Origin of the sequence: Micromonospora sp. NPDC005291 (assembly GCF_040607415.1) — a bacterium.
Lineage (GTDB): Bacteria > Actinomycetota > Actinomycetes > Mycobacteriales > Micromonosporaceae > Micromonospora.
This window is the reverse complement of the sequence record NZ_JBEXGR010000002.1, coordinates 128,018-154,461: the sequence shown is the minus strand read 5'-3', so window position 1 is coordinate 154,461 and position 26,444 is coordinate 128,018. Positions and strand designations below refer to the sequence as shown.

The window sequence follows — 26,444 nt, the reverse complement described above, 5'->3', positions numbered from 1 at the left end:
TCACCGGAAGTCCTGACTACGCTAGCCGGTCTTTTCGCAATAGGACAGAGGTCTTGACCGTTGCGGCAACAGCTCGTAGCGTGCCGGCCATCGATCGGTAATACCGGCGAAGCAATGAAAGTTCCGGAGATCCATGTTCGCACCATTGCCGGCTCGACCGGCGTCCGAGCACCCCGTGAGTCCCCGAAGGGATGGATCATGACGACGCACCTTTCCCGCCGAACGCTGCTCGGTCTCGCCGGCGCAGGCGCAGGCGCCTATCTGCTCAGCGCCTGCAGCGGCGACGAGGAGTCCAGCGACCCGAACGCCCCGCAGACCATCAACTGGTGGCACATCCAGAACACCGAACCGATGCTGCCCGTGTGGGCGGCGATGGCCAACGAGTACAAGACCGCACACAGCAACGTCACGCTCACCATCCAGCCGCTGGAGAACGAGGCGTTCAAGGCCAAGCTCACCACCGCCACCCAGGCCGGCGACCCGCCTGACCTCTTCCAGTCCTGGGGCGGCGGCGTGCTCAAGCAGCAGGTCGACGCGGGCCTGGTCAAGGACCTCACCGACGATGTGAAATCGTTGGTCGACGGCATCCTGCCCGCCGCCATGCAGCCGTACACGATCGACGGCAAGATCTACGGCATCCCGTTCGACATCGGCATGGTCGGCTTCTGGTACAACAAGGATCTCTTCACCCGCGCCGGCATCACCACCCCACCCACCACCTGGGCCGGCCTGCTCGACGCGGTCCGCAAGCTCAAGAGCGCCGGGATCACCCCGGTCGCCCTGGCCGGCAAGGACAAGTGGCCGGCCCACTTCTACTGGTCGTACCTGGCCATGCGCATCGGCGGGGTCAACGCGCTGCAGAAGGCCGTCGACGACAAGAACTTCGACACCCCCGACCTCGTCGCCGCTGGCGAACGGCTCAAGGAACTCGTCGACCTGCAGCCGTTTCAGAAGGGCTTCCTCGGCGCGGAATTCGGCTCGCCCGACGGCCAGGCCGCCACCATGGGCAACGGCCGGGCCGGCATGGAACTGATGGGGCAGTGGGCGCCGGCGGTGCAGGCGTCCGCCTCCACCAGCAAGAAGGGCCTCGGCGACAAGCTCGGCTTCTTCCCGTTCCCCGCCGTGGACGGCGGTAAGGGCTCCTCGACCGAGGTCTTCGGCGGCGGCAACGGTTTCGCCGTCGGCAAGGACGCGCCGGCGGCCACCATCGACTTCCTGAAGTTCCTGCTCAGCGCCGCAAACCAGCGCCGGTCCGCCGAGACTGGCGCGGTGCTGCCCACGGTGAAGGAGGCCACCTCGGCCATCAGCGACGCCAACAACAAGGTCGTCGCGGAGACCCTGGCCAAGAACACCGGCTTCCAGCTCTACCTCGACCAGGCGTACGCGCCGGCACTCGGGCAGCAGATCAACGACAGCGTGGCCGAACTGATCGCCGGCAACAAGCAGCCCGCGGCGATCGTCAAGGACATCACGCAGGTGGCAAAGACCGTCTGATCATGACCACCCATCCATCCGTAGCCGGCCGTAGAACCCGAGTGGAGCAGGCATGACCAGGCCATCGACCGTGTCGGACATCAGGCGCGGCGACACGGCGACCGACCCGCCGGCACCGGGGCCGGGCACCGCGCGACAGCGCGGCCGCCAGCCCCGGCCCGGCCGGGGCAGCGTCCTCGCTGTCTTTCTGGCGCCGGCCCTGGCGCTGTTCCTGCTGCTGGTCGTCGCCCCCATCGTGGTGGCCGGCTATGCCAGCTTCTACAAGTGGAACGGCTTCGGGCTGCCGGAGAACTTCGTCGGGTTGGACAACTACACCCGTGCCTTCAGCGACCCGACCTTCCGCGGTGACCTGTGGCGCGGGCTCCTGCTGGTGGTGCTGTCCCTGGCCGTGCAGCTGCCCGCCGCGCTGGCCCTGGCCATGCTCCTCAACCAGCCGCTGCGCGGCCGGGCCGTCTACCGGCTGATCTTCTTCGCACCGTACGTCCTCTCCGAGGTCACCACGGCCGTCCTGTTCACGCTGGTGTTCTCACCCAACCGGGGCCTGGGCGAGGGGGTCGCCCGGTGGTTGGGCGCCGACGCGGGCACGATCTTCGCTGACCCGGACACCGTGCTGTTCGCCGTCTTCCTGGTGGTGTCCTGGAAGTACTTCGGCCTCTACATGATGCTGTTCCTGGCCGCTCGCCAGGGCATCCCCAAGGAGCTGTCCGAGGCTGCGGTCACCGACGGCGCCACCGCCTGGCAGGCGTTCCGGCACGTCACGCTGCCTCTGCTCGGGCCGACGATCCGCATCAGCGTGTTCCTGTCGGTCATCGGCACCATCCAACTGTTCGACATGGTCTGGGTGCTCACCGGCGGCGGCCCGGTCCACTCCTCGGAGACCCTGGCCGTCACGATGTACCAGTACGGCTTCCGGCGCTTCGAGGTCGGCTACGCCAGCGCGATCAGCATCATCATGTTCCTGCTGAGCCTCGTCTTCGCACTGTTCTACCAGCGCATCGTTCTGCGCCGTGACACCGCGGGCGCGATCACCAACCAGGGAGGCCAGCGATGAGCGGCACGGTGAACCGCGCCCAGCGGACCCGCAGCGTCGTCCTGCACCTCGTCTGCATCGCCGTCGGCGCGCTGATCGTCGTACCGGTCTGGTTCGGGGTGCTCGGCGGCTTCAAGGACAACGGACAGCTGTCCACCAACCCGCTGGGCTGGCCCGACCCCTGGGTGCCGAACTACCTCGACATCCTGGGCACCGGGACGTTCTGGCGGCAGCTCGGCAACAGTCTGCTCATCGCCCTGAGCAGCACCCTCATCGTCGTCGGCTCAGCGGCGATGGCGGCGTTCGTCTTCGCGCGCTACGCGTTCCGGGGCCGCGAGTTCCTGGTCACCCTGTTCGCGATCGGCTTGATGTTTCCGTTCGCGGTGGCCATCCTGCCGTTGTTCGTCCTGCTGCGGAGCGTGGGTCTGCTGGACAACCCGCTCGGCGTCATCCTGCCCCAGGCCGCCTTCGGGCTGCCGATCACCATCATCATCCTGCGGCAGTTCTTCCGAACCATCCCCGCTGAGGTCGAGGAGGCCGCGGTCCTCGACGGGTGCGGCTCCTTCGGGTTCTTCTGGCGGGTCCTGCTGCCGATGGCCCGTCCCGCCCTGGCCACCGTCTCCGTACTGGCGATCGTGACCAGCTGGAACAACTTCATGCTGCCGCTGGTCGTCTTCAGCGACCAGAGCTGGTGGACCCTCCCTGTCGGGGTCCAGGCCTTCCAGGGCCAGTACGCCGACGACACCGCACGGGTGCTCGCCTACGTCGTGCTGTCCATGCTTCCCGCCCTGGGTTTCTACGCCGTGGCCGAACGCCAGCTCATCGGTGGCCTGACCGGCAGCGTCAAGGGATGACCCCGTACCACTGCGAGCAAACCTGAAGCTTCCAGCCAGACGAAGGGGCTGACCGTGGGCTCGGAGAACGGCCGAAACGTCACCATCGCCATGATCGCGCGGCTGGCCGGTGTCTCCGTGCCCACGGTCTCCCGGGTCATCAACGGCCGCTCCGACGTCGCCCCCGACACCAGGGAACGCGTCGAGGCGCTGCTCAACCGGCACGGCTACCGCCGCCGGTCACCGGCGCGTCGTACCGACGCCGCCCTCATCGATCTGGTCTTCAACGACCTGGACAGCCCGTGGGCCGTGGAGATCATCCGCGGGGTGGAGGACGTCGGCCAGACCAGCGGCGTCGGCACCGTCGTGTCGGCTATCCACTGGCGCATCTCCTCGGCCAAGCAGTGGCTCGACAACATGCTCACCCGTTCCACCGAGGGCGTCATCTTCGTGACCTCGATGGTGAACCCACCGTTGCAGGCCGAGCTGCGCCGACTCCACCTGCCGGTGGTCATCATCGACCCCGCCGGGGTCGACCCGCAGGAGTCACCCACCATCGGGGCCACCAACTGGGCTGGCAGCCTGAGCGCCAACCAGTACTTGATCAGCCTCGGCCACCGCCGCATCGGCTTTATCGCCGGGCCGCCGCACCTGATGTGCAGCCGGGCGCGGATGGACGGCTACCGGGCCGCCCTCGGCGCCGCCGACATCCCCGTCGACGACACCCTCATCCGCCCTGGCAACTTCTACCACGAGTCCGGCTTCACCGCGGGTACGCAGCTGCTGGGCCTGGCCGACCCGCCCACCGCCATCTTCGCCTCCAGCGACCAGATGGCACTCGGCGTCTACGAGGCGGTTCGCAAGCGTGGCCTACGGGTGCCTGACGACATCAGCGTGGTCGGCTTCGACGACCTGCCCGAGGTCCGGTGGTGCTCCCCGCCGCTGACCACCGTTCGTCAACCCCTGGCCGAGATGGGCATGCTGGCCGCACGCACCGTGCTGCGCCTCGCTGGCGGCGAGAAGACCGAAAGCCCTCGGGTCGAGCTCGCCACCGAGCTCATCGTCCGCGACAGCGCCGCACCACCATCGCGACCGTCGCCGCCTGGGCGGCCACGGTCGTGACCGCCGTTCACGCGTCACGGAGAGCGTCGTCGACGCCCGTCTCCCGGCGGCCGAGGTGCGCCGGGTCCCGACCGGAGAGCAGGTCCAGCGCCGCCTTCAGGCAGGCACCGTTCTCGCGGGACGAGCTGACCCGCCACGTCTGGGCGTAGCGCCTCGCGGTCTCGTCACCCACCCCGCTGGCGTCGATGCCGAGGCGCCTGCACAGTGCCACGGCGCGGGGGAGGTGAAACGACTGGGTCACGACCGTCGCGCGCCGCACTCCGAAGATCCGCTCAGCCCGCGCGCACGAGTCGTACGTGTCGAAACCGGCGTAGTCGAGCACCACCTTCCGCGCCGGCACGCCCCGGTCGACGAGCCAGCTCAGCATCGCGGTGGGCTCGTCGTAGTCCGCGTTCATGTTGTCGCCGGAAACCAGGATCGCCCGCACCTTGCCGGCCACGAAGAGCCGTCGCGCGATCTCCAGCCGGGCGGCGAGGAACGGTGACGGGCTGCCGTCCGCGTTCACCTTGGTCCCCAGCACCAGGGCGACCGGCGCGTTCGGCACGTCAGCCTCGCTGTAGAGGTGGCCGTCGGCCGCGCCACGGACCCACGACACGCTGGCCACCGTGCCGCCGGTGAGCACCACCGCACCAGTCACCAGCGCGAGGAGCGTGTAGCGGACGAACCGCCGGCACCCGCCGTACCATCGCCTGGCCGCACCGAGTCGTCCCCGCATCCCGCGAGACTATTCCGGCCGCGCTCCCGACGACCGGTCCGGGGTGGATCATCATCGTCTCCACACTTGACTTCAACCAACGTTCACGTCGTAGCGTCGCCGACACCAGGTATCACGGCAGGCCCGAACGCTGGGCCACGGCTGAGTTGGGGGCAGACGCGTGCGTGCGATACAGGTTTCCGAGTATGGGGGTCCTGAGGTTCTGGTCCCGGTGGACCTGCCAGACCCGCGAGCCGGAGAAGGGGAGGTCGTCGTACGGGCCGAGGCAATCGACACCATCTACCTGGAGACCCAGATCCGCAGTGGCTGGGGCACGGTGTTCGGAGTCGTCCCGCCGTATGTACCGGGCGGCGCAGCTGCCGGAACGGTGGTCTCCACCGGTCCGGGCGTCTCGCCGTCCTGGCTCGGCCGCCGGGTCGTCGCCGGCCCCGGGACGCACGGCTCCTACGCCGAGTTGGTCCGCGCTGGTGTCGACCGGCTGGTGCCGGTCCCAGAACGACTGGATCTGCGGGAGGCGGCGGGTCTTGCACACGACGGCGTGACCGGCACCGGGATCATCGAGCACGCCAGCGTCAAGCCCGGCGACCGAGTGCTGATCCTGGGAGCCGCGGGCGGCATGGGAACGCTGCTGGTCCAACTCGCACATTCCCTCGGTGCACAGGTCGTGGGGGCGGCGCGGGGTAAGGCCAAGCTCGCGCTGGTACGACAGTTGGGCGCCGACGCCGCCGTGGACTACGCCGAGGACGGATGGACCGACTCCGTACGCGACGCCTTTGGCGGTCTGCCAGTCGATGTGCTGCTGGACGGCGTCGGAGGCGATCTCGGCACCGAAGCCTTCCACCTGGTTGCGGACGGTGCGCACGTGTCGACCCACGGAGCGGCGAGTGGCGACTTTGCCAGAGTGGACGAACAGGCCGTGAAGGCCCGCGGCATCGTGCTGCGGGGCATCACCGATGTGCAGTTCGAGGCGCCGGAGATGGTGCGGCTCGCGAGTAAGGCCCTGGCAAGCGCCGCGGAAGGGCGGATGCGTCCGGTGATCGCACGTGAGTATCCGTTGTCCGCCGCAGCCGAAGCTCACCGTGCGATGGAAGCCCGCTCAATCCCGGGCAAGGGGCTGCTGATTCCCTGACCCGTTGTCGACGGGTCATTCCGCACACGCCGGACACACGTGTCCCGGGTGGCGTGGCGTACCCCTTGAGAATGTCGTTCCGACCGTGACATTCTTGGCCGTCGATGACATGCCGCGCGCGCGGGGCTGACGACCGTCCAATGGGCAGCCGGGATCCAACACGGACTCCGGGGGACGGTGACACGAGTGATGGACCAACGAGAGCCATCCGTCCACGAGTCCGCCCACCGCCGCGCCGCACCCCGACCGGCTGGGCGACTCATCTGCGTGAAGGAACCCAGCTCATGCGTAAACCGAAAAGCCGCGCGGCACTCCTGGCGAGCCTGCTGCTCGCCGCGACCGCACTCTCCGGCGTCAACCCCCCGACCGCCAGCGCCGCACCCGATCCGGTCACGGTGACCGTCAACGCCCGCGCGGGAATGGCGACCGTGCCCGACACCGCGCTTGGCGTCAACCACGCCATCTGGGACACGAACCTGGGCACCACCGAGACATCCGACCTGCTGCGTGACGCCGGTGTGCAGATGATGCGCTACCCCGGCGGCTCGTACGCCGACATCTACCACTGGAAGGACCACACCGCGCCCGGCGGTTACGTCGCCCCCAATACCGATTTCGACACCTTCATGGCCGGGGTCCGGCGGGTCGGCGCGCAACCGATGATCATTGCGAACTACGGCACCGGCACGCCGGCCGAGGCCGCCGACTGGGTGCGGTACGCCAACGTGACGAAGGGCTACGGCGCGCGGTACTGGACGGTTGGTAACGAGAACTACGGCAACGGGCACTACGGGTCGGCGTGGGAGGCGGACGATCACCCGGACAAGAGCGCGAGCCAGTACGCGCGGCTGGTCGTCGAGTACGCCGACGCGATGAAGGCGGTCGACCCGAGCATCAAGGTCGGCGCGGTGCTGACGATGCCCGGCAACTGGCCGGACGGGATCACCGCCGGCAGCGATCCTGGCCCGTGGAACCAGACCGTGCTCTCCATCGCCGGCCCGAAGATCGACTTTGTGGACGTGCACTGGTACCCGGGTGGCACCGCCGCCGAGTCGCTGGCCCGTGTCAACCATCTCCCGGACGCCACCTACCTGCTGCGGCAGCAACTCAGTCGGTACGCCGGCGCGAACGCCGACCGCATCGGCATCAGCTTCACCGAGCTGAACGTCGACGCGGGCCGGACCACCCAGCCGGCGGCGCTCTTCCTGGCCGACGTCTACAGCGGGCTGCTGGAGAGCGGCGTTTTCACCGTCCAGTGGTGGAACGTGCACAACGGGCTCGGCACCGTGTCGGAGGTGGCGGGCCAGACCGACTACGGCGACTTCGGCATGCTCTCCAGCGGCACCTGCACCGAGGACGGCTCGGTGTGCGAGCCGCCGCTGAACACGCCGTTCGCCCCGTACCACGGGCTGACCATGATGAAGCTGTTCGCCAAGGCCGGCGACCAGTTCGTCCGCGCCGGCACCGATGAGCCGCTGGTCACCGCGCACGCCGTCCGTCGGGGCAACGGGGACCTCGCGGTGCTCCTGGTGAACAAGGATCCGGCCGCCGCGCACCCGGTGACCATCGACTACGCCGGGTTCACCCCGTCGGCCGCCGCGCCGACGGTGTCCACCCTCACCAACGGCGCCACCGGCATCGCCACCAGCCAGTCCGGCTCCGCGACAAGTCGGACGCTGCCGGCATACTCGTTGACCACGCTCGTGTTGCGCCCATCCGGCGCAACCGCCGGGCGTCCCTCGGCGCCGGGCCAGCCCACCGCCAACGGCGTCACCGACCGCACCGCGACGATCTCCTGGCCGGCCGCCACCCCGGGCGGGAGCCCGATCGCCAAGTACGAGGTGTACCGGCAGAACGGTGCGGTCAGCGAGCAGTTCGGCGAGACGACGACCACCTCGTTCACGGTCGGCAACCTCGTGCCGGGCAGCAGGTACACCGTCAACGTGCTGGCCCGGGACACCGCCGGCCGGGTGTCCTGGTCCTCACCGCCGCTCACCTTCGCCACCGGTGGCCCGGCCGCCAGCGCGTGCACCGTCCGCTTCACCACCAACAGCGACTGGGGCAACGGCTACATCGGCGGCGTCGAGATCACCAACAACGGGACGAGGCCGATCAACGGCTGGACCCTCACCTGGACCTGGCCCACCGGCTGGCAGCAGGTCAGCAGCGGCTGGAGCGCCACCTGGGAACAGGTCGGCACCGCCGTGCGGGTCACCCCCACCGATGACAACCGGCAGATCGCCGCCGGCCGCAGCGTGAGCGCCGGCTTCGTCGGCGCGTACAGCGGCCCGAACGTGCTGCCCACCGCGTTCGCCCTGAACGGCACCGTCTGCACCACCGGCTGACGCCGCTGTGGTCCGGCTGGCCCGTTCCTCGGGCCAGCCGGCCCGCACGGTCACACGACCAGCGCAGCCGCACGACCAGCGCAGCCGCACGACCAGCGCAGCCGCACGGTCAGCCGAGCCGCACGGTCAGCCGACCTGGCGGACGCTGACCGTCGCCGACCCGGTCTCGTCCGCCCACGGGTCGAGCACGAGGGTGTACGTGCCGCTCCTGGGCAGGGGGCCCATCTCGAACCGCCCCGTGCCGCCGATGACGCAGCCACTGCCCAGTTGGTCGCCGTCCGGGCCGGCCACGATCAGGATCGCGCACCGGTCGGGAAGGCTGGCGCTGGTCACCTCGACGGTGAGGCGCCGGCCGGCGTCGGCGGGAAACCGTAGACGGCTCACGGCTCCCGGCCGGCTGACGGTCAACGTGCTGGTCCGCCCATCGGCGACGGTGTCAGCCTGCTCGTCCCGGGCGTCGCGGAGCCGCACGTCGGCCCAGCCGGTGTCGGTGGAGGTCCCGTCGATCTCCAGGACGTACCGGCCGGTGGCTGGCAGGACGAACCCGTCGACGTGCCCCTGGCCGCCGATCACGCAGCCGGTAGCCGCCTGCTCGCCGGCCGGGTCGAGCAGGCGCAGCACGTTGCACCGATCCGGCAGGGTCGCGCCGGTGACCTGGAGGAAGACCTTCTGGCCGGCCCGCCCGTCGAACGCCAGGCGGCTGACCGCCCCCGGCTGGGCGAGCGTCGCCCGGACCGCGGGCCCGTCCACCGTGAGCGTCCTGTCCTCGTCGGTCACCGTGACGACCCGCACCGTCGCCCGGCCGAGGTCGGCGTCCCACGGGTCGAGCACCACCTGGTGGTCGCCGGTGACGGCCAACGTGGTCGTGTCGATGAAGCCGACACCGGAGATGACGCAGCCGGTCGCCAGTTGACGGCCCTGCGGGTCGAGCAACAACAGCACGCCGCAGCGATCCGCAACGGTGGCAGCCGGTACTTCCACGAAGATCTTCTGACCGGCCCGGCCGGGCACCTTCAGCGCGGCGGTGGCACCGGCCCGGGTCACCTCCAGGTCGGCGTCGCCCGCGGCGGGAGCCTCGCGCTGCGCCCGGGCGGCGTCCTCGGCGAACGCCACCTGCCCGGTGAGACCGACGTCGAGCACACAGTCGGCGAGGATCTGCGGATCGGTGACGCCGGCCCGCCGGCAGACGAGTTCGGCGGTGGCCCGGTTGGGCAGGTCGCCGACGGTGAGCAGCCGGTCGGGGAACTTCCGGTCGGTGAACGAGTCGGTGTCCTGCCCCGGCTCGTAGTCGAACAGCGACCGCTGAGCCTCGACCCGCCAACTGTCGGCGAAGCCGGGGTACAGCGCCTCGAACGTCGGCGGCTGAGCCAACCTGCCGCCAGAGCGGACGGTCAGGTCGTCAGCGGGGTCACCGTCGTGGTCGCCGAGCAGGCCCTCCAGCGTCCCGGCCCGTCCGGTCGGCGCGCTGACGCTCACGCTCAACCCCCACACACCGACGGGATCCACGGTCAACCGAGCGCCGTCCGGCCAGTCCACGGTCACCGTGCCGTCGTCCCAGGTGGTGACGGTGCCGCCGCGGGGCAGCTTCACCCCGGCGGGCGCGGACACCGGCGGGGCGCCGTTCACCCGGGTCACCGGGCCGTCGGGTGTCGCGTACACGCCGACCCGGTCGCCGGCCACCCGTGCCGCCACGGCGGAGTTGACGGCCACCACCGAGCTGGCCGGGAACATCGTCTGTCGTACCTGGACCTCGAAGTCGTCCGTGGTCGAGCGGGTCAGCACGAACTCCCCGGCGGCCTGAAAGTCGTACCGGAGACCGTCGAAGGTGAGCAGGTGCGGGTCGCCGTTGCTGTTCGCGCAGCGGTAACCCTTGCCGACCACCGAGATCGAACAACCACCACCGCCGGGCGGGCGCGGCCTGGGCTTGTCACAGTCCTTGCCGTTCGACGGCAGTTTCATTCCGCTGTACGTCGTGCGCGTGGGCAACCCAACGGCCTTGCGGTACGCGTTCTCCGCCAGCACCGCGTGCACCTCGGCGGGGTCCACCTCGCTGGCGAACTGACCCCCCTGGGTGCAGAACTGGCCCCGATCGGTGTCGTTCGCCTCGTCGAGGGCGTGGTTCATCTCGTGGATGAGGGTGGCGCAGCGGTCCTCGGTGAAGCCCGCACCCTCCTCCGACAGTGCCCGCCCATCGTTCTCCGGCCACCAGTTGATCTGCACGTCGCTGCCCGGGACGTACGTCGTGGTGCTGCTCTCCGTACCGAAGATGGGTTTGCGCACTTTGATCTGCTTGCCGGAGCCTTGCAGCGCGTCGAGCACGGCGCCGTTGCCGGAGCCGCGGATCTTTCCGACGCAGCCCGCGTACACCGTTTGCAGCTCGGGGTTGACGCTGACCACGGCGGACGCCGCCCGGGGGGCGAGCAACACCAGCACGCCCACCAGCACGAGACCCAGCCGTATCCGGATGCGCATACCGGTCATCCGCCCTTCACCTCGAACGCCACCGTGCCCTGCTCGGCCGTCGCGGCGCAGGCGTCCGCCGGCACCCCCCGCAGCGGCGCCCGCAGGTAACCCAGCACCAGCCGGTACGCCCCCGGTTGGTCCACCGGCCACCAGGTCACGGTCGCGCCGCCACGCCCGTCCGGCGCGGACGTGGTCAGCGCCGCACCGACCGGGCTCTGCGGGTCACTGCCGAGGGTCAGCTCCACCGACCCGCGCGGCGGCACCCGGACCAGGTTCTCGATGAGGTACGCGCTGAAGTCCCGGTAGTAGGCGGCGCCACCGACGGTGGGTGCCACCGCCGCGTCGTCGCGGGTCAGCGACAGCACCGTCACCGCGCCGTCCGGCACCCGGCTCAGCCGGCACTCGGCGTCGCGGTTGTTGACCAGCTTGAGCCGGAGGCTGACCTGCTCACCCACCCGGTACGCCGGCTGCGACGCGGCGACGGTGAGACCGACCGAGGCGGCGACGGCGGGGGCCGGCGCGGGACGCGACCGGCGGCACGCGACCGTCGTGGCCATCAGTAGCAGGGCGAGGCCGCCAGCGAGCGCCCCCCGACCCACCGACCCTGCCCGGGGTACGCCCATGGTCGCGCGCCTCCTCCGGCAGCCGGCGCCCACCGCCAGCGGTCCCGGCCAGCCTCGTCGCCGGGCGTCGTGAACGCTGTCGTGATCCGGCCCGGAGGATGTCCACAAGCCGACCCGAGGGGCAGCCGATCGACTGCGTTGCCGGCTCGCGCTGCCGGCTCGCGCTCTGCCCGCCTGCGGGCCAGCGGGCCAGCGCCGAGTGTCCGTTCCTGGAACAGCAACCCCCGACCGTTCATCTGGACCAAGACCGCAGAAGAGATCCTCGAATCACTCGCCGCTTTTGTAGGCGAATTTCCGGCGCGGCACGCTAGCTGAGCGGCCGGCAGCGCCGTGACCGTCCGCCGCGGTCCGCAGGTGCCTCGAAAACCGACACTGTCCGTGTTCGTCACTTGACATGCAGTGGTGAGAACCGTGGTTAGGCTGCCCTGATGTGCACGAAGCGAGCTGGGCTTCGCCGATTCCGGAGGTGCCACCATGATGGGCAGTCGAGTAGCACGTCCCACCAGACGTACCGGAACTCTCCTGTTAGCGGCGCTGAGCGCGCTGTTGCTGCTCGGGGTCGACGCGGTGCTTGGTTCGGTTGCGCCGGTCCGGGCCGGTAGCGCCGCCGCGACCGTCAGCGGCACCCTGACCGAACGGGCCGGCCGACCGGCCAGCCAGGTCAGGGTCACTCTCGCGCCGGAATCCGGCGCCGAGCATCCAACCTACTCGACCACCACCGACCGGGCCGGCCGGTGGCGGGTGTCCGGGGTGTCGGCCGGCCGCTACCGGATCACCAACCAACTGCCCGGCGTGTTCCGGCCCCGCTACTACCCGAGCCGGCTCGGGTTCCCCTGGGGAGCTGTTACCGTCCCGACCCGTGGCCGGCTCGTCGTCGACGACGTGCTACCCCCGGCCGGCCGGATCCGGTTCGTCGCGGCCGACGCGGCCACCGGCTCCGAGGTGCGGAATTTCTGTGTGCAGGACCCGCTGGAGCTCGGCTTCATCTGCACCAACCCCGCCGGAACCTTCCCGAACGGGTACCTCGACCTGGAGGTGCCGCCCGGCCACTACCGGTTCACCGGCACCGCGAACGACGGCGTACACGAGGGCGGGATGGTCGAGGCGACCGCGGTCGCCGGGCGGGTGACCCACGCGACGCTGCCGGTCCAGCCGCCCGGCAACGAACTGCGCGTGACGCTGCGGGACCGGGCGACCGGCGCGCCGGTGCCCAACGCGGGGATCATCGCCATCTCAGTGGACAAGCGGTTCCCCGACATCTATGACGCCAACGAGATCTCCGACGAGAACGGGGTGGTGCGGTTCCGGAGCCTCTACCCGGACCGGTACAACATCTGGGCCGGCGGCTCGGCCAACGGGCACGGCGCGCAGTGGGTCGGCCCGAAGGGTGGCACCGGCGACCGGGCCAAGGCACTGGTGGTCGAGCCAGGGCCCGGGATCACCACGCTGCCCGACATCCTGCTGGACCCGGCGGGGTCGATCACCGGGTCGATCACCGACGCGGTCACCGGCCAGCCGGTGTCGGTGACCGTCGCGCTGACGACCTACGACCCGTTCTGGTACGAGACCACCTGGAAGGTTTCCGGCAACGGCTCGTACACCTTCAGCGGGCTCGGCCCGTACGAGTGGTCGCTGGCGTTCATCCCACCGGGCAACGGCGGCGCCAACAGCGGCTACGCCACCCAGTGGTCCGGTGGGGCGCCGAACAGCGTCAAGGCGACCCGGATCACGGTCGTCGCCGGCGGCACCACCGTGGCGAACGAGCGGATGAGCGCCGGCACCGCCGTCTCCGGCCAAGCCAATGGCCTTCCGGTGTACGGCTACAGCTACCCCGTCTACGTCTACAACGCCGACACCGGCGACATCGTCGCGGTCGACGAGAACGTCGAGGACGGCCGGTACGACGCCCGACTCCTGCCTGGCCAGCGGGTCCGGTTCTGCCTGCACCGCGACCGCTGCTACCCGGACTACGTAAGGCAGGTCGACGCGTCCGCCATCCGGGTGGGCACCTCGCCGTTCACCGTCGACTTTCCCGGCCGGCGGGGCTGAGCCGGGCCGGGCACCGGCGCCGCCCGCGCACCAAACCGTGAGCTAGTGTGCTGCGCCGGAAATTCGCCTACAAAAGCGGGCGAGTGATTCGAGGATCTCTTCGGCGGTCTTGGTCCAGATGAACGGGCGTGGGTTGCTGTTCCAGTCAGCGATCCACGCTCGGATGTCTGCTTCGAGGGACTGCACGCTCTTGTGGGTGCCGCGGCGGATCCTCTGCTCGGTGAGGTGGCCGAACCAGCGTTCGACCTGGTTGATCCAGGATGAGCCGGTCGGGGTGAAGTGCATGTGGAACCGGGGATGTTTCGCCAGCCAGGAATTTCTTGAACTCGACGGCGCGGTGCTGGCGATGCAACTCGCCGATGACACTGCCGTCGGCGATGTTGAACGCGGCGAACAGGCTGGTGATGCCGTTGCGGGCGTAGTCGTGGGTGCGCCGTTCGGGCATGCCGGGCATCATCGGTAGGACTGGCTGAGACCTGTCGAGGGCCTGGATCTGGCTCTTCTCGTCGACGCAGAGCACGACGGCCCGCTCGGGCGGATGGTGGTAGAGCCCGACGACGTCGACGACCTCCTCGATGAACAGCGGGTCCGTGGACAGTTTGAAGGTCTCGCTCCGGTGTGGCTTGAGGCCAAAGTCGCGCCAGATCCTTCCGATCGTGGACTTCGACAACCCCGACTTCTCGGCCATGGACTTGCGTGACCAGTGGGTGGCGTTGCGCGGGGTCCGCTCCAACGTCGTCACCACCACGTCCTCGACCTGGTCGAGGCTGATCGACGGGTGGACGCCCTGGTCGCTGCTCGTCCATCAGCCCATCCAGCCGTAGCTTCAGAAACCGCCGTCGCCACTTGCCCACCGTGGACACATGCACACCGAGATCCCTGGCGACATCGATGTTCGACGCACCGTCAGCACAAGCCAGGACGATCCGCGAACGCATCGCCAGGACCTGGGACGACTTCGCCCGCCGTGACCACCGCGTCAACGCCGCTCGCTCATCGTCGGTCAGCGTCAGCGGCGCAGTGGGACGCCCGGTTCTCGGCATCCCACCACCCTGCTCACTTATCAGGCGAACTTCCGGCGCAGGACACTAGTGGGCGGACGCCCAGCGAGTGAAGCGTTCGGTCAGGTCGGCCGGCGGGGCGGTCGGGTTCAGGGCGGCCAGGTTGCTGGCAGCCTCGGCCTGAAGCGTCGTCAGGTGGACGAGCAGGGCCGCGCGGTCGAGCCGGTAGGTGGCGAGGAGGCGAAGTTTCGCGGCTGAGCAGGGCCAGGCGACGCCACAGGTTCCGCAGCGCCAGGTGGGACGGGCCGGCCGGTGGTCGGACGGGCGACGGGCCATCAGTCGATCCACACGGGGTTCCGACGCACCGCACGCCGGGCAGCGGGCCGAGCCGGTGGGGTGGGCAGCGAGGTGAGCCAGCGTGCGCCGGCCGGCATCAGATATAGCTCGCGGCGCGCGATGGCGTCACCGTTCGGGCCGAGTTGGTAAGCGTCGATCCACAACCAACCGTGGTACGTGTGTCGGTCGGTGAGGGCGCGGATCACCCGGACGGTGATGGGTTGAGCGAATTGCGGGCTCGCGGTACGGGTCAGGCGCAGCAGATCACCGGACCGCACCTGCGTTGGCTGGTCTGTGGGCATGGTCTTCCCCCGGCTCACGTTGGGAGGGGCCGCCCCGTGAGTGCTCGCCCAGAGGGGCGGCCCCGGTACGAACGCGTCCGCCGGGTCTCGGGTCCTCCACCGGCCGCGCCGCTGGTGACACTCTGCTGTGAAGGGCACTACGCTCGGAAGGTGGTTCGCCGGTTCGGGCTGAGCTGGCGAAACGTTCCACGCCGGGCAGTGGCGTGAGTAGTCGATCTTCCGGGTTGGGGAGCATTGAATGGCCGATTTGCCGCACCCGCTCGCCGCGTTCATCGTGGCCGAGATTCGCCGGGCCCGAGGGGCCGCCGGAATGACGCAGGATGCGTTCGGTCGGGGCGCCGGCTTCAGCGCATCCCACGTCAGCGCCGTGGAGGGCGAGACGCGAGCGCTGACGATGGACTTCATCAAAGGCGCCGACCGCGCCCTCAACAACGCCGGGCTGTTCGAGCGCATGGTGGGAAAGCTCGGCACCCCGTCCTGGTTCCTGCCGTGGCTCGACGCGGAGCGCACCGCGACCCAGCTCCGGTGCTTTCAGCCGAGCCTCGTTCCGGGTCTGCTTCAAACGGAGAGCTACGGCCGAGCCGTCATCCGCTGCAACGACATGTTGAGCGATGACGAGGTCGACAAGCGGCTGGCAAACCGGCTCGACCGGCAGGCGATCCTCACGAAGGCGAATGCCCCGCAGTTCGTCGCCGTGATCGCCGAGGCGGTGCTCCGCCGCGCTGGCGCGGACTTCCGCGACATCATGGCGGGGCAGGTAAAGCAGTTGACCACCCTCGCTGAGCGGCCGAACATCAGCGTTCACGTGCTGCCGGACGAGGTCAGCATGCACGTCGGCCTGACCGGGCCGTTCAGCCTGGCTCGCCTGCCCGACCACAAGTGGGTGGCGGAGATGGAAAATCAGCTCGGCGGGGTTGTCATCGACCGCGACGACGATGTGGATACCCTCATGTCAAGGTGGGAGATGGTTCGCAGCGAGGCGCTACCCCGCCGTCAGTCGATCGACCTGATGAGGGAAGTGGTGACGTCATGGACCTGATCGGCGCTACGTGGCGTAAGTCGACCCGCAGCGGCTCTGGTGGTGGCAACTGCGTCGAGGTTGCGGACAACCTGCCCGGCATCGTCGGTGTGCGGGACTCCAAGGACCCCGAAGGGCCAGCGTTGGTCTTCGGGCCGGTCGCCTGGCGGGCGTTCGTCACCGAGGTCGCTCGGCGGTCGTAGCCAACCCCAGAACGCACGGAAGCGCCCGTCCCTCAGTCGAAGGGACGGGCGCTTCGCTGTGCGGGGTCGGTCAGCCCACCACCGACCGCAGCGGCACTCGCGCGTCGCGCAGCGCGCGTACCAGGTCAGCCAGGAACGGGTGCTCGTCGGCCTGGAGTCCCTCCGGGTTCGGGATCACGACGTACGCCGAGCTGCCCTTCGCGGACGTCTGGGCGTCGGTGGTGAAGCGTTCGACGATTGCCTGCGTGCGCGCCAGGTCCGTCGCCGCCACCTCGATGGTGGTCGGCCGCCACCCGCCGCCCAGGTCCGGCGTCACCGGCGCGGCGGCGGCGCTGGCGCGTGCCGCGTCGGCCCCGGGCGAGCGCCGGGCGTCCGGCGCGGTGGTCGCGCCCGCCGGGTAGAGCAGCGCGTTGGCCACCAGGTGCAGACCATTCTCGTTGTACGCCCGGAAGAGCGGATTGAACGCGAACAGCACCGCCCGACCGGCGCCGGTCGGCTCGTCGACCAGGGCAGCCGTCCCCTTCAGTGTGTCGTCGCCGACGATGTAGCCGTTGGCCCAGAAGGTGTCACCCGTCGGGTAGCTGAGCACGTTCGTCCCGGTGGTGCTCGGGTTGAGGATCGGGTCGTTGTTGTTGAACTCGAAGTCCTCGGCGGGACGGCCCAGCGCCACCGGGCTGTCGTGGTCGACGTCCACCCGCAGGTGGGAGCCGATCACCAGGTAGTCGGCCGGTTTGGCCTTCTCGGTGGTGGAGGTGAGCCCGGCGGCGCGGGCCACCCGGGTGCCCTCGTTGCGCAGCCCGACGTAGGTGTGGCCCTGGGCGATCCAGTCGCGCAGGTTGGCCTGTCCGGCGGCGGTCAGACCGCCGGTCGCGCTGCTGCCGTCGGGCACCAGCAGCACCGTACGTCCGGTGAACGCCTCGGTGTTGTCGTTGATGTCGGCCGTGGTGACCGGCGTGAGGTCGAGGCCCCACCGCTTGCCGAGCACGTACCGGGCCTCGCCATGGGAGCCCGACGTGGTGGAGATGCCGGTGCCCTGGAACAGCCCGACGTCGGGCAGGTCGAGGCGGGTTCCGGTGGGTCGCCCGCCCGGGGTGAGGGTCACTCCGAGTGATTCGGCCAGCTCGTCGACGGTACGGCTGAGCTTGGTCGCCGGGAGGGCGACCCTGCTGGTCTTCAGGTCGCGTACGAGCGGGACGCCGCGGCCGAGCAGGGTGAACGTGAGCTCAGCGGCCGCCTCCGAGTCCAGCGGGTACGTGTAGGAGCCCCACGGCCACGCCGGCGCCGTCCGACCGCCGGTGATCTTCCGGACCAGCTGGGCCTTCGGCCGTACGTTGTCACCGGTGTAGATGGTGGAGACGCCCATCAGCAGCGGGTTGCTCCAGGACGAGACGTCGTAGAAGTAGGGGAACGGGGTGTACGGGTCCTCGCCCATGATGGCCTGGATCCAGTGCTTCTGCGGTTGGTCCATCGGGATCCAGTACGCGCCCTTGGGCACGGTCAGGTTGGTGGCCGTCCGCCCGCCGAAGACCCGCGCGGTGGGCACCCGGGTCGGCTTCTGGACCTCGTACACCTCGACGTCCATCCGGCGCAGCCGCTCGACGAGCTGGCGGACGTCGGCGAGCTGCCGGTCGGGCAGCAGGAAGTACGAGCGGATCTTGATGTCGGGCACCGGGAACTGAACCTCGTTGGTGGGCTGGACCACCTCGTTGGGCTCCAGCGTGCCCGCCCTGCCCTGGGCGAGCGCGTCGGTCCAGATGTCGAAGTAGCCGTTCAGCACCTCGCGCTTGTTCGCGGCGGCCCAGCCGAGCGTCGACCACTGGGTGTTGAACTGCTGCTGGACGCGGTCGGCCACCGCCGACGCGCTGCCCTTCTCGTACGTCATGCCGGCGGCACCGAAGCCGGTGGTCGGCACCGTGTCGCCGTAGCCCATGAAGAACATGTCGTACGTGTCGTAGTTGAAGTAGCACTCGGTGGTGACGGTGTCGTCGCAGGCGCCGTTGTAGCCGAACCCGGCCTTGTTGGCCTCGCCGATCCGGTTGATCCAGTCCACCGCCTCACCGGCGATCTCGTGGTGGATCGGGTCGGCGTTGGGCGGGAAGAAGTACTGGCGGCCACCCATCTCGTGGGCGTCGATGAAGACCTGCGGCGGGTAGCGGCGCAGCAGTTCGAGCTTGCCGTCGGTCTCCTGCTGCGTGCGGGCGAACCAGTCCCGGTTCATGTCGAAGCCGAACTCGTTCTGCCGCCGGGTCGCGTCGCGGCCGTCCGGGTTCTGGGTGGGAACGATGATGGTGACGAGATTGTCGTTGCGTTGCGCGACCGCGCAGGACAGGCCCGCCGCCAGCTCGTACAGCGTCTTGAGCGCCGCGTCGGTGCCGCTCTTCTCGCCGCCGTGCACGTTCGCGGTGACCCAGACGATGGCCGGGCTGTCCTTCGCCGTCCGGTCGGCCGTCCGCGCGCTGGTTCGGCGCGGGTCGCGCAGGTCCCGGACGTCGTCGGCGATCTTGCGCAGGGCCGCCGGGCGCATGTTGCCCTCGTTGGACACCACCGCGTACGGCAGGGGCTGGCCGAGCACACTGGTGGCCATCACGCCGGTGACAACCCGGTCGGAGGCGCCGTCCACGGCCCCGAGGTACGTCCGGACCTCGTCATTCGTGACGACCCGTTCCTGCCCCGCGCCGAGCGGGAAGCCGAGCACGGCCTCCGGGGTGGGCACGGTGCTCAACCGGGCGGTCGGGTCGTTGCGGCAGGGGGAGGGCCGGGCGGCGCTCGCGGCTGATGTGCCGCTGAGCAGGGGGACCATGCTGAGCAGGAGTGCGATCGTGGCGGCACTCGCCAGCCGCTTCGGGGGGACCGTCCAGAACGGACGCGACGATGGATCCATGTCTCGGGTTCCCTTCTCGGGAAAAGCCTCGCAGTGGCCGGAGCCTATGAACCGTCGATGCAGCGGTCAAGGTCTGATCGACTCAGGTGACTTTGCAGGATGCCCGGGGCGACGCCGGCTGGCAGGATGACGATGTGGGGTTGTCCTCGCCCGGAAGGAGGAGACGTTGCCCGTGTCTCAGGAGACGATCACGCTTTCGGTCCATCCGGATCTTCCCTCCGCCGATGCTCGGCGTTCGCTCGCGTCCTGGTTGCGGTCCGAGGACCGGCTTCGCGAAAGAGTGACCACGACGCCGCCTGATGAGATATCGGCGGACGGCACGGACCTGCTGGGGGTGGCGGTTGACGACGCTGGCGACGTCATGGTGTTGGTCCAGGCGATCGCCGGCTGGTTGACCCACCGCCGCGACGATCTGACGGTGACACTCACCGATCCGGACGGATGGTCCGCCGAGCTGGACGTCCGCCGAGCTCGTGACATGGACGAGGTGACCGCGCTCATTGAGGCCGCGGTGCGCGCGGTGACCCCCGAGGAGACGTAGGCGGCCCGCCGCCGGCCGAGGAATCGGTCGGCGACGGGCCAGAGAACCGCTGGGGTACGTCTACCAGGTCGTCAGGCCGAGGCCGATGGTCTTGGTCAGCGTGGCGTTGTCGTCGTCACCGTCGAGCGACCAGATCATGGCTCCGGCCAGGCCGGCCCGACGGATGTAGAGCGTCTTCTGCAGCACGACCGCCGGATCGTCGTAGGTCCAGAACGTCGTACCGTCGAACAACCAGGCGTGCCCGCTGCGGAGGTCGCGGTGCACGGTGTAGCCGTTGTTGGCGAGGGTCTTGAGCTGCTTGTAGTCCTCGTACCCGGCCTCGAAGGTGGCCGGCGCGGGCCCGGTGGCGGGCTTGAACAGGCCGTTGCCGCCCCCGGTGACGCCGGTCCAGCCCCGGCCGTAGTACGGGATGCCGAGGACCAGCTTGTCGCGCGGCGCCCCGCGAGCGATCCAGCCGTCGATGGCCACCTCGGCGGAGAAGTCCGGGTTGTCGGGAGCACCCGCCGGTACGCGCAGCGCCGACTGCTGGTTGGTCACCGGGTCCCAGCTGCCGTGGAAGTCGTACCCCTGCACGGTGGCGAAGTCCAGGTACTTGAAGATCTTGCGGCCCTCGTACCCGGCGTCCATGGTTGCCGGGTTGGCCGGCAGGAAGGCGGTCAGGGGGTGGTGCGCGCGGGTCGTGCGCCCGTACGCGTCAAGTTGCCGGCGGAACTCGGCGAGCAGCTTGGTGAAGTTCTCCCGGTCCTCCGGGCGGATGACGTTGCCGGGCTCACCTTCCCAGTTCGGCCACTCCCAGTCGAGGTCGATGCCGTCGAAGACACCGGCGGCCGAACCCGGGCCGCCTGCGGCGCCGTCCCCGCCCGGCAGGTTGCCCTTGAGGTAGAGGTCGATGCAGGACGTGACGAACGCCTTGCGGGAGGCGTCGGTGCGGGCCGCGTTCGAGAAGTACGTCGACCAGCTCCAGCCGCCCAGCGAGATCAGCACCTTCAGTTTGGGGTGCTTGGCCTTCAGCTTGGCGAGCTGGCCGAAGTTGCCGTTGAGCGCCTGACCCGGGGCGTCTGCGACGCCGTCGACGCTCTCCTCCGCGGGGACGGGCCGCTGGTAGTCGGCCCAGGCGTCGCCCTCACCCGGCCCACCGTCGACATAGCAGCGCCCGTCCTCGCTCACGTTGCCGAAGGCGTAGTTGACGTGGGTGAGGCGGCTCGCCGCCCCGGAGGTGTCGAGCTTCTTGACCGGGAAGGCCCGGCCGTAGATGCCCCACTGGGTGAAGTAGCCGACCCGGTGGTAGCCGGTCCGGTCGGTCTTGGGACTCGCGCTCGCGGCGGTCGGTGGGGCAGCGGTGATCAGCAGGGTCGCCAGGGCGACGACGGCGGTGAGACGGCGGTGGCGGAATGGTCGCATCGGCACACTCCCACGAGGCATCAGACAGAATTAGTAAAGAGACTTATCTGATTGATGAAGTTAAGCCGATCACCGTCTGCGGTCAAGGGCCGCCAGCCACATGGGGGATTGTGAGGGCGTTACCCGGTGGTAACGATGTTGTGCCATGGACTCAGCCTTGACTCTGATCGGCCTGCCCATCGCCCTCGGCATCATCATGCTCGGTCTGGGTCTCGGACTGACCATCGCGGACTTCCGCCGGGTGGCCCAGCACCCAAGAGCTGCCGTCATCGCGCTGGTGTGTCAGGTGCTGGTCCTGCCGGCGCTCTGCTTCTGCCTCGTCCTCGCGTTCGACCTGGCGCCCGAGCTGGCCGTCGGCATGATGCTGCTGGCCGCCTCCCCGGGCGGCACGACGGCCAACCTCTTCAGCCACCTGTTCGGCGGGCACGTGGCCCTGAACATCACCCTCACCGCCATCAACTCGGTGCTCGCCGTGTTCACCCTGCCGATCCTGGTCAACCTGTCGGCCGCGTACTTCCTGCCCGACGGGAGGAGCCTCGGCCTCCAGTTCGACAAGGTGTTGCAGGTCTTCGCCATCGTGCTCGTCCCGGTCGCGATCGGCATGCTGATCCGCGCCCGGGTGCCGCACGTCGCCGAGCGCCTGAACCGCCCGGTCCGGATTCTCTCGGTCATCGTGCTCGTGGCGGTGATCGCCGGCGCCGTGCTCGGTGAGCGGGAGAACATCGCCGACTACTTCGTCTCGGTCGGCCTGGCCGTGCTCGCGTTCAACCTGCTGAGCCTCGCGATCGGGTACGGGGTGCCGCGACTGGCCGGGGTCGACCGGAGCGCCGCGACGGCGGCCGGGTTCGAGATCGGCATCCACAACAGCACCCTGGCGATCACGATCGCGCTGAGCCCGGCGCTGCTCAACAGCACCCAGGTGGCGATCCCGGGGGCCGTCTACGGCATCGTCATGTTCTTCACCGCGGCGGCCTTCGGCTACCTGGTGACCCGCGTCGGCACCAGGTCCGCCGCCACCCTGACGCCCTGACGGGCCCGGTGCTGGCCCGGTCGCCCCCCGGTGGACCGGGCCAGCCTCTCAGCCGACCTGGCTGTTGTCCTTGAGCGAACCCCAGCCGTGCCAGCGATCGATCTCGATCAAGGCGCTGACCCGAGCGCGTTCCCGCCGTGGGTACGCATTCCCGGTGTAGTGCTGGGACAGCCGGTCGATGTCCGCGAGGCCCTCGTCGGCGCGCAGTTCGGCGACGTGCCCGATGATGCTGACGTGGGTGTACCAGCCGGCGTCGTCGAGCACGGTGAGGGACACCCGGGGGTCGTTCCGAACGTGTTCCAGCCGGCGGCGACTCTCGTCCATGTTCACCAGGATCCGGCCGTCCTCCCACAGGTACCAGGTAGCGGCGGACACCGGCTGACCACCCGCCTGAAGCGTGGTCATGACGGCCGGGTTCGGCTTCTGGAGCATGGCGATGGCGGCCTCGGGCAGCGGTGGCTTGGACATGAAGTCTCTCCTCGTCGCGTCAGCGTTATCCCTGCACGTTACGCACCCGCCGACCCGATCGCCCTCGGATCGGGATCATGGCGCGTGTGGCTTGGCACCGAGCCGGGCCACACCCGACTGCGGCGCTCCGGCTACGCCCGGCGAAGATGTCGTCATGAGCAACCCTGCCCTGCCCGCGCGCGTTGTCGTCACCGGTGCCACCGGCAAGCTCGGTCGCGCCGTGGTCGCGCACCTGCGGGCCGTGGGCGTCGACGTGCTGGCGGTCGACCGTGCGGGAGGCCGCGACCCCCGCGACGTGGACGGCGAGTTCCTCCTCGTCGACCTGACCGACTACGGGCAGGTGGTGGAGGCGTTCACCGGGGGCGCCGACGAGCACGCGGGCGGCGTCGACGCGATCGTGCACCTGGCGGCGGTGCCGGCACCCGGGCTGATGTCGAACGCGACCACGTTCGCGAACAACTCCGCCGCGACGTACAACGTCTTCGCGGCGGCCAGGGCGGCCGGGATCAAGCGGGTGGTGTGGGCGTCGAGCGAGACGGTGCTCGGGCTGCCGTTCGACACACCGCCGCCGTACGCGCCGGTCGACGAGGAGTACGCGCCGCGACCGGAGTCGACGTACTCGCTGAACAAGGCCCTTGAGGAGGAGATGGCGCGGCACTTCTGCCGCTGGGACCCGGAGCTGGTCATGGTGGGTCTGCGTTTCTCCAACGTCATGGACGTCGAGGACTACGCGCCCTTCCCCTCGTTCGACGATGACCCGGCGCTGCGCCGGTGGAACCTGTGGGGTTACATCGACGCACGCGACGGGGCCCAGGCGGTCGAGCGGGCACTCGCTCACGACCAGCCCGGCGCTGATGTCTTCATCATCGCCAACGCCGACACCGTCATGACCAGGTCCAGTGCCAGTCTGATGGCCGAGGTCTACCCGGGTGTCGAGGTCCGCGGGGAGCTCGGCGAGCACGAGACGCTGCTCAGCATCGACAAGGCGCGGCGAGTGCTGGGCTACGAGCCGCGGCACTCATGGCGAGACCACGTGGACACCACCGGCCGCTGACGGGTGGACCTGCGCGTACATCTCGGTCATTCGCGAGAAGTCGTCGTCGCCGTGCCCGGTGCTGATCGCCCGTACGGCGGCCGTGCGGGCCGCCCGGACCATGCCGGCGTCGATTCCGTGCTCGTCTGCGGCGTCGATGATGTGGGCCATGCTGGCGGCGGCGGAGGCGATGGCGGAGACGTCGGCGGCGTGATCGTCGGCGGCCAGGCGACGGGCCATGTCGTCGATGAGTTCCGGTAGCAGGCCCCCGATCGCTCTGGCGTACGGGGCGAGCGCGGTCGGGCTGATCCGCTCCGCACGGGCCAGGGCGAAGGCGTGGGCGACGCCGCTCATCGCGGTCCAGAAGACGTCGAGCAGCGCGATGTCGTGAGCGGCGGCGCGGTCGGGCTCCGGTCCGAGCCAGTCGGCGGCACCGCCGATGCTGGCCAGCGTCGCCCGGTGGGTCTGCCAGACGTGCTCCGGGCCGCTGTAGAGCACCAACGCGTCCGGCCCGCCGATGGTGGGGGCCGGGGTCATGATCGCGCCGTCGAGGTGGTGCACGCCGTGCGAGCCCGCCCACTCGCTCATCTCCCGGGCGCGACGCGGCGTGTCGGCGGAGAGGTTCACCAGGGTACGGCCCTTCAGCGCGGCAACGGCCGGTTCGACGATCTCGTGGACTGCCGCGGAGTCGATGACGCAGACGAGCGTCAGAGCGCTGGCCCGGACCGCCTCGTCCACGGTGGTTGCTCGCCGCGCACCGCGGGCGATGAGCGGGTCGGCCCGGGCGGAGGTCCGGTTCCAGACGGTGGTGCGATGCCCGGCGGCCAGCATCGCGCCGGCCAACGCCTGGCCCATCGGTCCGAGTCCCAGAACGGTGACCGGGGGACGGACGTATTCGGACATGGAGGTGCTCCTCAGCGAGACGGGATGGATGGCGCCGCACCGTTCGCAGATCGTTCGGCGGCCCGGTCCCATCCTCGGTCCGCCGAGCGTGACGCATCAAGTACCTACTATTTCCTCAGGTACTTACCTTTTGGTCAGGCGAGCGCACCATGGCGACGATCCCTCTGGGATTGGGGCCGCACTGGAAGCGTCAGCGGGCGGCCTGGTAGGCGCGGCCGACGGCGGTCGCCGTGCTGCCGGTACGGAAGAGCCCGGTCTGGTCCTTGTCGGTGGCGGGCAGGCCGAACCAGGCGTACCGATGCAGCCAGGACAGGCCGCCCAGCATTCGGGTCGCCGCGGTGAGGAACGCGGCCTGCTGTGCCTGGGTCGGGAATGCAACGCCGTTGGAGAAGTCGATCAGGGCGAACTCGGTGAGCCAGATCGGCAGCCTGTAGCGGTCGTGCACGGCCTGGAGGTACGACCTGAGCTGGTTGACCGCGTTGGCGGTGGTGAAGTCGCCGCCGTACCAGTGCAGGGCCATGAAGTCGACGCGGTAACCGCGCTGCTTCGCGCCGGTCATGAAGCGGTCGAGCCACTCGCCCGTCCGGTCACCGCCCCAGGCCACCGCCGGGCTGCCCAGCGGAAGGCCGGTGGCTTCCAGTTGCGGCCACAACTCCAGGGCCTGCTCCACGGTCATGTTGGCCTGACCACCCATGTCCGGTTCGTTGAACCCGAGCAGCTGTCGGCCGTTCTTCTTGGCCTGTTGCAGATTGCTGGCGGTGACGCTCTTCGCACCCCAGATCATCGGGACAAACTCGGCGCCCTTCGGGCTGGCGACGCCCTGATGGGCCACGTCCCAGGTGTAGTACCAACTCGCCCCGGAGTTGGCCAGTGCCTGGCTGACGCCGTCGAAGGTCCACACCCCGACGCCCTTGCGCTTCGAGGTCATCGCGGCCGCCGGGGCGACCGGACGCCCGGTCGTCGGCTTCGCCGCTGGCGTCGGCGTCGGTGTCGCCCCCGCCGGACTCGCCGTGGCGGCGGGCGGGGTCGCGGTCGGTGGGCTCGGCGCCGGGTTCGTGGGCGCAAGCGCGTCGACCGCCTGCGTCGCCACGGGGGCGGGCACCGGCCCGGTCGGTTGGACCGCCACGACCACCCCGGTCACCAGTACGACGACCACGGCGGCCACAGCGAGCGGCCACAACAGACGCTTCGCGCCGATGGGGATGCGACTTCGCAGCCCACCTCGGCGGTCCGGGTGGGCGCCTCGGGTGACCGTTCCGGTGTCGGCTCGGCCGGGACCGGTTCCGCGCATCGTTTCCACTCCTTCACGTGGTCGCACCGCTACTCAGCGGAGAGGTGGTGGTTGATCGCCACCGGCGCCTCTCATCAGGAGACCGGCCCGCCGCACCGGGATAACAGTTTCCACCGCCGGGAGCGGCGTTGATCGCCACCCGCGCCTGTTCGGATCCGAACACAGTGAACGTCTTCACTTGACCACAACGAGCGCGTAGCCTGCCTGAAACGATTCATTAGCGGGAGCGTCGC

23 protein-coding genes and 1 pseudogene are annotated in these 26,444 nt (G+C 69.8%); 12 read left to right on the top strand and 12 right to left on the bottom strand.

The window, feature by feature from the left end; translation table 11 throughout:
- Positions 1–198 precede the first annotated feature (198 nt).
- From ABZT18_RS02965 to ABZT18_RS02950, 4 genes are read left to right on the top strand one after another with little or no spacing between them, the layout of a single operon-like run.
- Positions 199–1,494: an extracellular solute-binding protein gene (locus ABZT18_RS02965; protein ID WP_354992090.1), complete on the top strand. Its 1,296-nt coding sequence runs from the start codon at positions 199–201 to the stop codon at positions 1,492–1,494.
- Positions 1,495–1,546: 52 nt separating this feature from the next.
- Positions 1,547–2,545 carry a sugar ABC transporter permease gene (locus tag ABZT18_RS02960; protein WP_354992089.1) on the top strand — a complete coding sequence of 333 codons (999 nt, stop codon included), beginning with the start codon at positions 1,547–1,549 and terminating at the stop codon, positions 2,543–2,545.
- Positions 2,542–3,378 carry a carbohydrate ABC transporter permease gene (locus ABZT18_RS02955; protein ID WP_354992088.1) on the top strand — a complete coding sequence of 279 codons (837 nt, stop codon included), beginning with the start codon at positions 2,542–2,544 and terminating at the stop codon, positions 3,376–3,378. The genes ABZT18_RS02960 and ABZT18_RS02955 overlap by 4 nt, the downstream gene beginning before the upstream one ends.
- Positions 3,379–3,432: 54 nt before the next feature.
- Positions 3,433–4,479, top strand: a complete 1,047-nt coding sequence (locus ABZT18_RS02950) for a LacI family DNA-binding transcriptional regulator (protein ID WP_354992087.1) — start codon at positions 3,433–3,435, stop codon at positions 4,477–4,479.
- A 7-nt stretch (positions 4,480–4,486) separates the two neighbouring features.
- Here the strand turns inward: ABZT18_RS02950 and ABZT18_RS02945 are convergent, their stop codons facing one another.
- The gene (locus ABZT18_RS02945) at positions 4,487–5,194 is read right to left on the bottom strand and encodes an ElyC/SanA/YdcF family protein (protein ID WP_354992086.1); all 708 of its coding nucleotides are present in this window, start codon (positions 5,192–5,194) and stop codon (positions 4,487–4,489) included.
- 211 nt (positions 5,195–5,405) lie between these two features.
- Here ABZT18_RS02945 and ABZT18_RS02940 point away from each other — a divergent pair, with 211 nt between their 5' ends.
- Positions 5,406–6,323 (top strand): zinc-binding dehydrogenase, encoded by a 918-nt coding sequence (locus ABZT18_RS02940; RefSeq protein ID WP_354992085.1) that lies wholly within the window; start codon positions 5,406–5,408, stop codon positions 6,321–6,323.
- 284 nt (positions 6,324–6,607) lie between these two features.
- Positions 6,608–8,668: a cellulose binding domain-containing protein gene (locus ABZT18_RS02935; RefSeq protein ID WP_354992084.1), complete on the top strand. Its 2,061-nt coding sequence runs from the start codon at positions 6,608–6,610 to the stop codon at positions 8,666–8,668.
- Positions 8,669–8,794: 126 nt separating this feature from the next.
- On the opposite strand, the gene ABZT18_RS02930 is transcribed toward ABZT18_RS02935, so the two are convergent.
- Both ABZT18_RS02930 and ABZT18_RS02925 read right to left on the bottom strand, forming a co-directional pair.
- Positions 8,795–11,149 carry a VWD domain-containing protein gene (locus ABZT18_RS02930; protein WP_354992083.1) on the bottom strand — a complete coding sequence of 785 codons (2,355 nt, stop codon included), beginning with the start codon at positions 11,147–11,149 and terminating at the stop codon, positions 8,795–8,797.
- Positions 11,146–11,754: a hypothetical protein gene (locus ABZT18_RS02925; RefSeq protein WP_354992082.1), complete on the bottom strand. Its 609-nt coding sequence runs from the start codon at positions 11,752–11,754 to the stop codon at positions 11,146–11,148. Before ABZT18_RS02925 ends, ABZT18_RS02930 begins: the two co-directional genes overlap by 4 nt.
- Before the next feature lie 477 nt (positions 11,755–12,231).
- Between ABZT18_RS02925 and ABZT18_RS02920 the strand changes: the two genes are divergently transcribed.
- A complete protein-coding gene (locus ABZT18_RS02920) occupies positions 12,232–13,803 on the top strand; it encodes a carboxypeptidase-like regulatory domain-containing protein (protein ID WP_355250366.1) in 1,572 nt (523 codons plus the stop codon).
- Between the two features lie 145 nt (positions 13,804–13,948).
- Here the strand turns inward: ABZT18_RS02920 and ABZT18_RS02915 are convergent, their stop codons facing one another.
- The 4 genes and pseudogenes from ABZT18_RS02915 to ABZT18_RS02900 all read right to left on the bottom strand — a co-directional run bounded on the left by ABZT18_RS02915 (position 13,949) and on the right by ABZT18_RS02900 (position 15,442).
- Complete coding sequence (locus ABZT18_RS02915) at positions 13,949–14,545, bottom strand: IS630 family transposase (RefSeq protein WP_354992080.1); 597 nt, start codon at positions 14,543–14,545, stop codon at positions 13,949–13,951.
- Between the two features lie 97 nt (positions 14,546–14,642).
- Positions 14,643–14,741 (bottom strand): annotated as a pseudogene (locus ABZT18_RS02910) (helix-turn-helix domain-containing protein); the annotation flags it as partial.
- A 150-nt stretch (positions 14,742–14,891) separates the two neighbouring features.
- Entirely contained in the window at positions 14,892–15,140 is a 249-nt protein-coding gene (locus ABZT18_RS02905; RefSeq protein WP_354992079.1) for a flavin reductase, read from the bottom strand.
- Positions 15,140–15,442, bottom strand: a complete 303-nt coding sequence (locus ABZT18_RS02900; RefSeq protein WP_354992078.1) for a hypothetical protein — start codon at positions 15,440–15,442, stop codon at positions 15,140–15,142. Before ABZT18_RS02900 ends, ABZT18_RS02905 begins: the two co-directional genes overlap by 1 nt.
- A 238-nt stretch (positions 15,443–15,680) precedes the next feature.
- Here ABZT18_RS02900 and ABZT18_RS02895 point away from each other — a divergent pair, with 238 nt between their 5' ends.
- Both ABZT18_RS02895 and ABZT18_RS02890 read left to right on the top strand, forming a co-directional pair.
- Positions 15,681–16,481: a helix-turn-helix transcriptional regulator gene (locus ABZT18_RS02895; protein WP_354992077.1), complete on the top strand. Its 801-nt coding sequence runs from the start codon at positions 15,681–15,683 to the stop codon at positions 16,479–16,481.
- On the top strand, positions 16,472–16,663 hold the full coding sequence (locus ABZT18_RS02890) for a DUF397 domain-containing protein (protein ID WP_354992076.1): 192 nt from the start codon (positions 16,472–16,474) through the stop codon (positions 16,661–16,663). Before ABZT18_RS02895 ends, ABZT18_RS02890 begins: the two co-directional genes overlap by 10 nt.
- Before the next feature lie 70 nt (positions 16,664–16,733).
- Here ABZT18_RS02890 and ABZT18_RS02885 read toward each other — a convergent pair whose 3' ends face one another.
- Positions 16,734–19,544, bottom strand: coding sequence for a M14 family zinc carboxypeptidase (locus ABZT18_RS02885; protein WP_354992075.1), 2,811 nt, complete (start codon positions 19,542–19,544; stop codon positions 16,734–16,736).
- Between the two features lie 172 nt (positions 19,545–19,716).
- Between ABZT18_RS02885 and ABZT18_RS02880 the strand changes: the two genes are divergently transcribed.
- Complete coding sequence (locus ABZT18_RS02880) at positions 19,717–20,085, top strand: hypothetical protein (protein WP_354992505.1); 369 nt, start codon at positions 19,717–19,719, stop codon at positions 20,083–20,085.
- A gap of 60 nt (positions 20,086–20,145) precedes the next feature.
- Here ABZT18_RS02880 and ABZT18_RS02875 read toward each other — a convergent pair whose 3' ends face one another.
- Positions 20,146–21,486, bottom strand: a complete 1,341-nt coding sequence (locus ABZT18_RS02875; protein WP_354992074.1) for a glycoside hydrolase family 18 protein — start codon at positions 21,484–21,486, stop codon at positions 20,146–20,148.
- Between the two features lie 145 nt (positions 21,487–21,631).
- Here ABZT18_RS02875 and ABZT18_RS02870 point away from each other — a divergent pair, with 145 nt between their 5' ends.
- Positions 21,632–22,516 (top strand): bile acid:sodium symporter family protein, encoded by an 885-nt coding sequence (locus ABZT18_RS02870; RefSeq protein ID WP_354992073.1) that lies wholly within the window; start codon positions 21,632–21,634, stop codon positions 22,514–22,516.
- Positions 22,517–22,564: 48 nt separating this feature from the next.
- On the opposite strand, the gene ABZT18_RS02865 is transcribed toward ABZT18_RS02870, so the two are convergent.
- Positions 22,565–22,984: a PPOX class F420-dependent oxidoreductase gene (locus tag ABZT18_RS02865; protein ID WP_354992072.1), complete on the bottom strand. Its 420-nt coding sequence runs from the start codon at positions 22,982–22,984 to the stop codon at positions 22,565–22,567.
- Between the two features lie 154 nt (positions 22,985–23,138).
- Here ABZT18_RS02865 and ABZT18_RS02860 point away from each other — a divergent pair, with 154 nt between their 5' ends.
- Positions 23,139–24,038: an NAD(P)-dependent oxidoreductase gene (locus ABZT18_RS02860; protein WP_355250363.1), complete on the top strand. Its 900-nt coding sequence runs from the start codon at positions 23,139–23,141 to the stop codon at positions 24,036–24,038.
- On the opposite strand, the gene ABZT18_RS02855 is transcribed toward ABZT18_RS02860, so the two are convergent.
- Positions 24,003–24,920: an NAD(P)-binding domain-containing protein gene (locus ABZT18_RS02855; protein ID WP_355250360.1), complete on the bottom strand. Its 918-nt coding sequence runs from the start codon at positions 24,918–24,920 to the stop codon at positions 24,003–24,005. The genes ABZT18_RS02860 and ABZT18_RS02855 overlap by 36 nt on opposite strands.
- A gap of 190 nt (positions 24,921–25,110) precedes the next feature.
- Positions 25,111–26,211, bottom strand: a complete 1,101-nt coding sequence (locus tag ABZT18_RS02850; protein WP_355250357.1) for a glycoside hydrolase family protein — start codon at positions 26,209–26,211, stop codon at positions 25,111–25,113.
- Between the last annotated feature and the right edge of the window lie 233 nt (positions 26,212–26,444).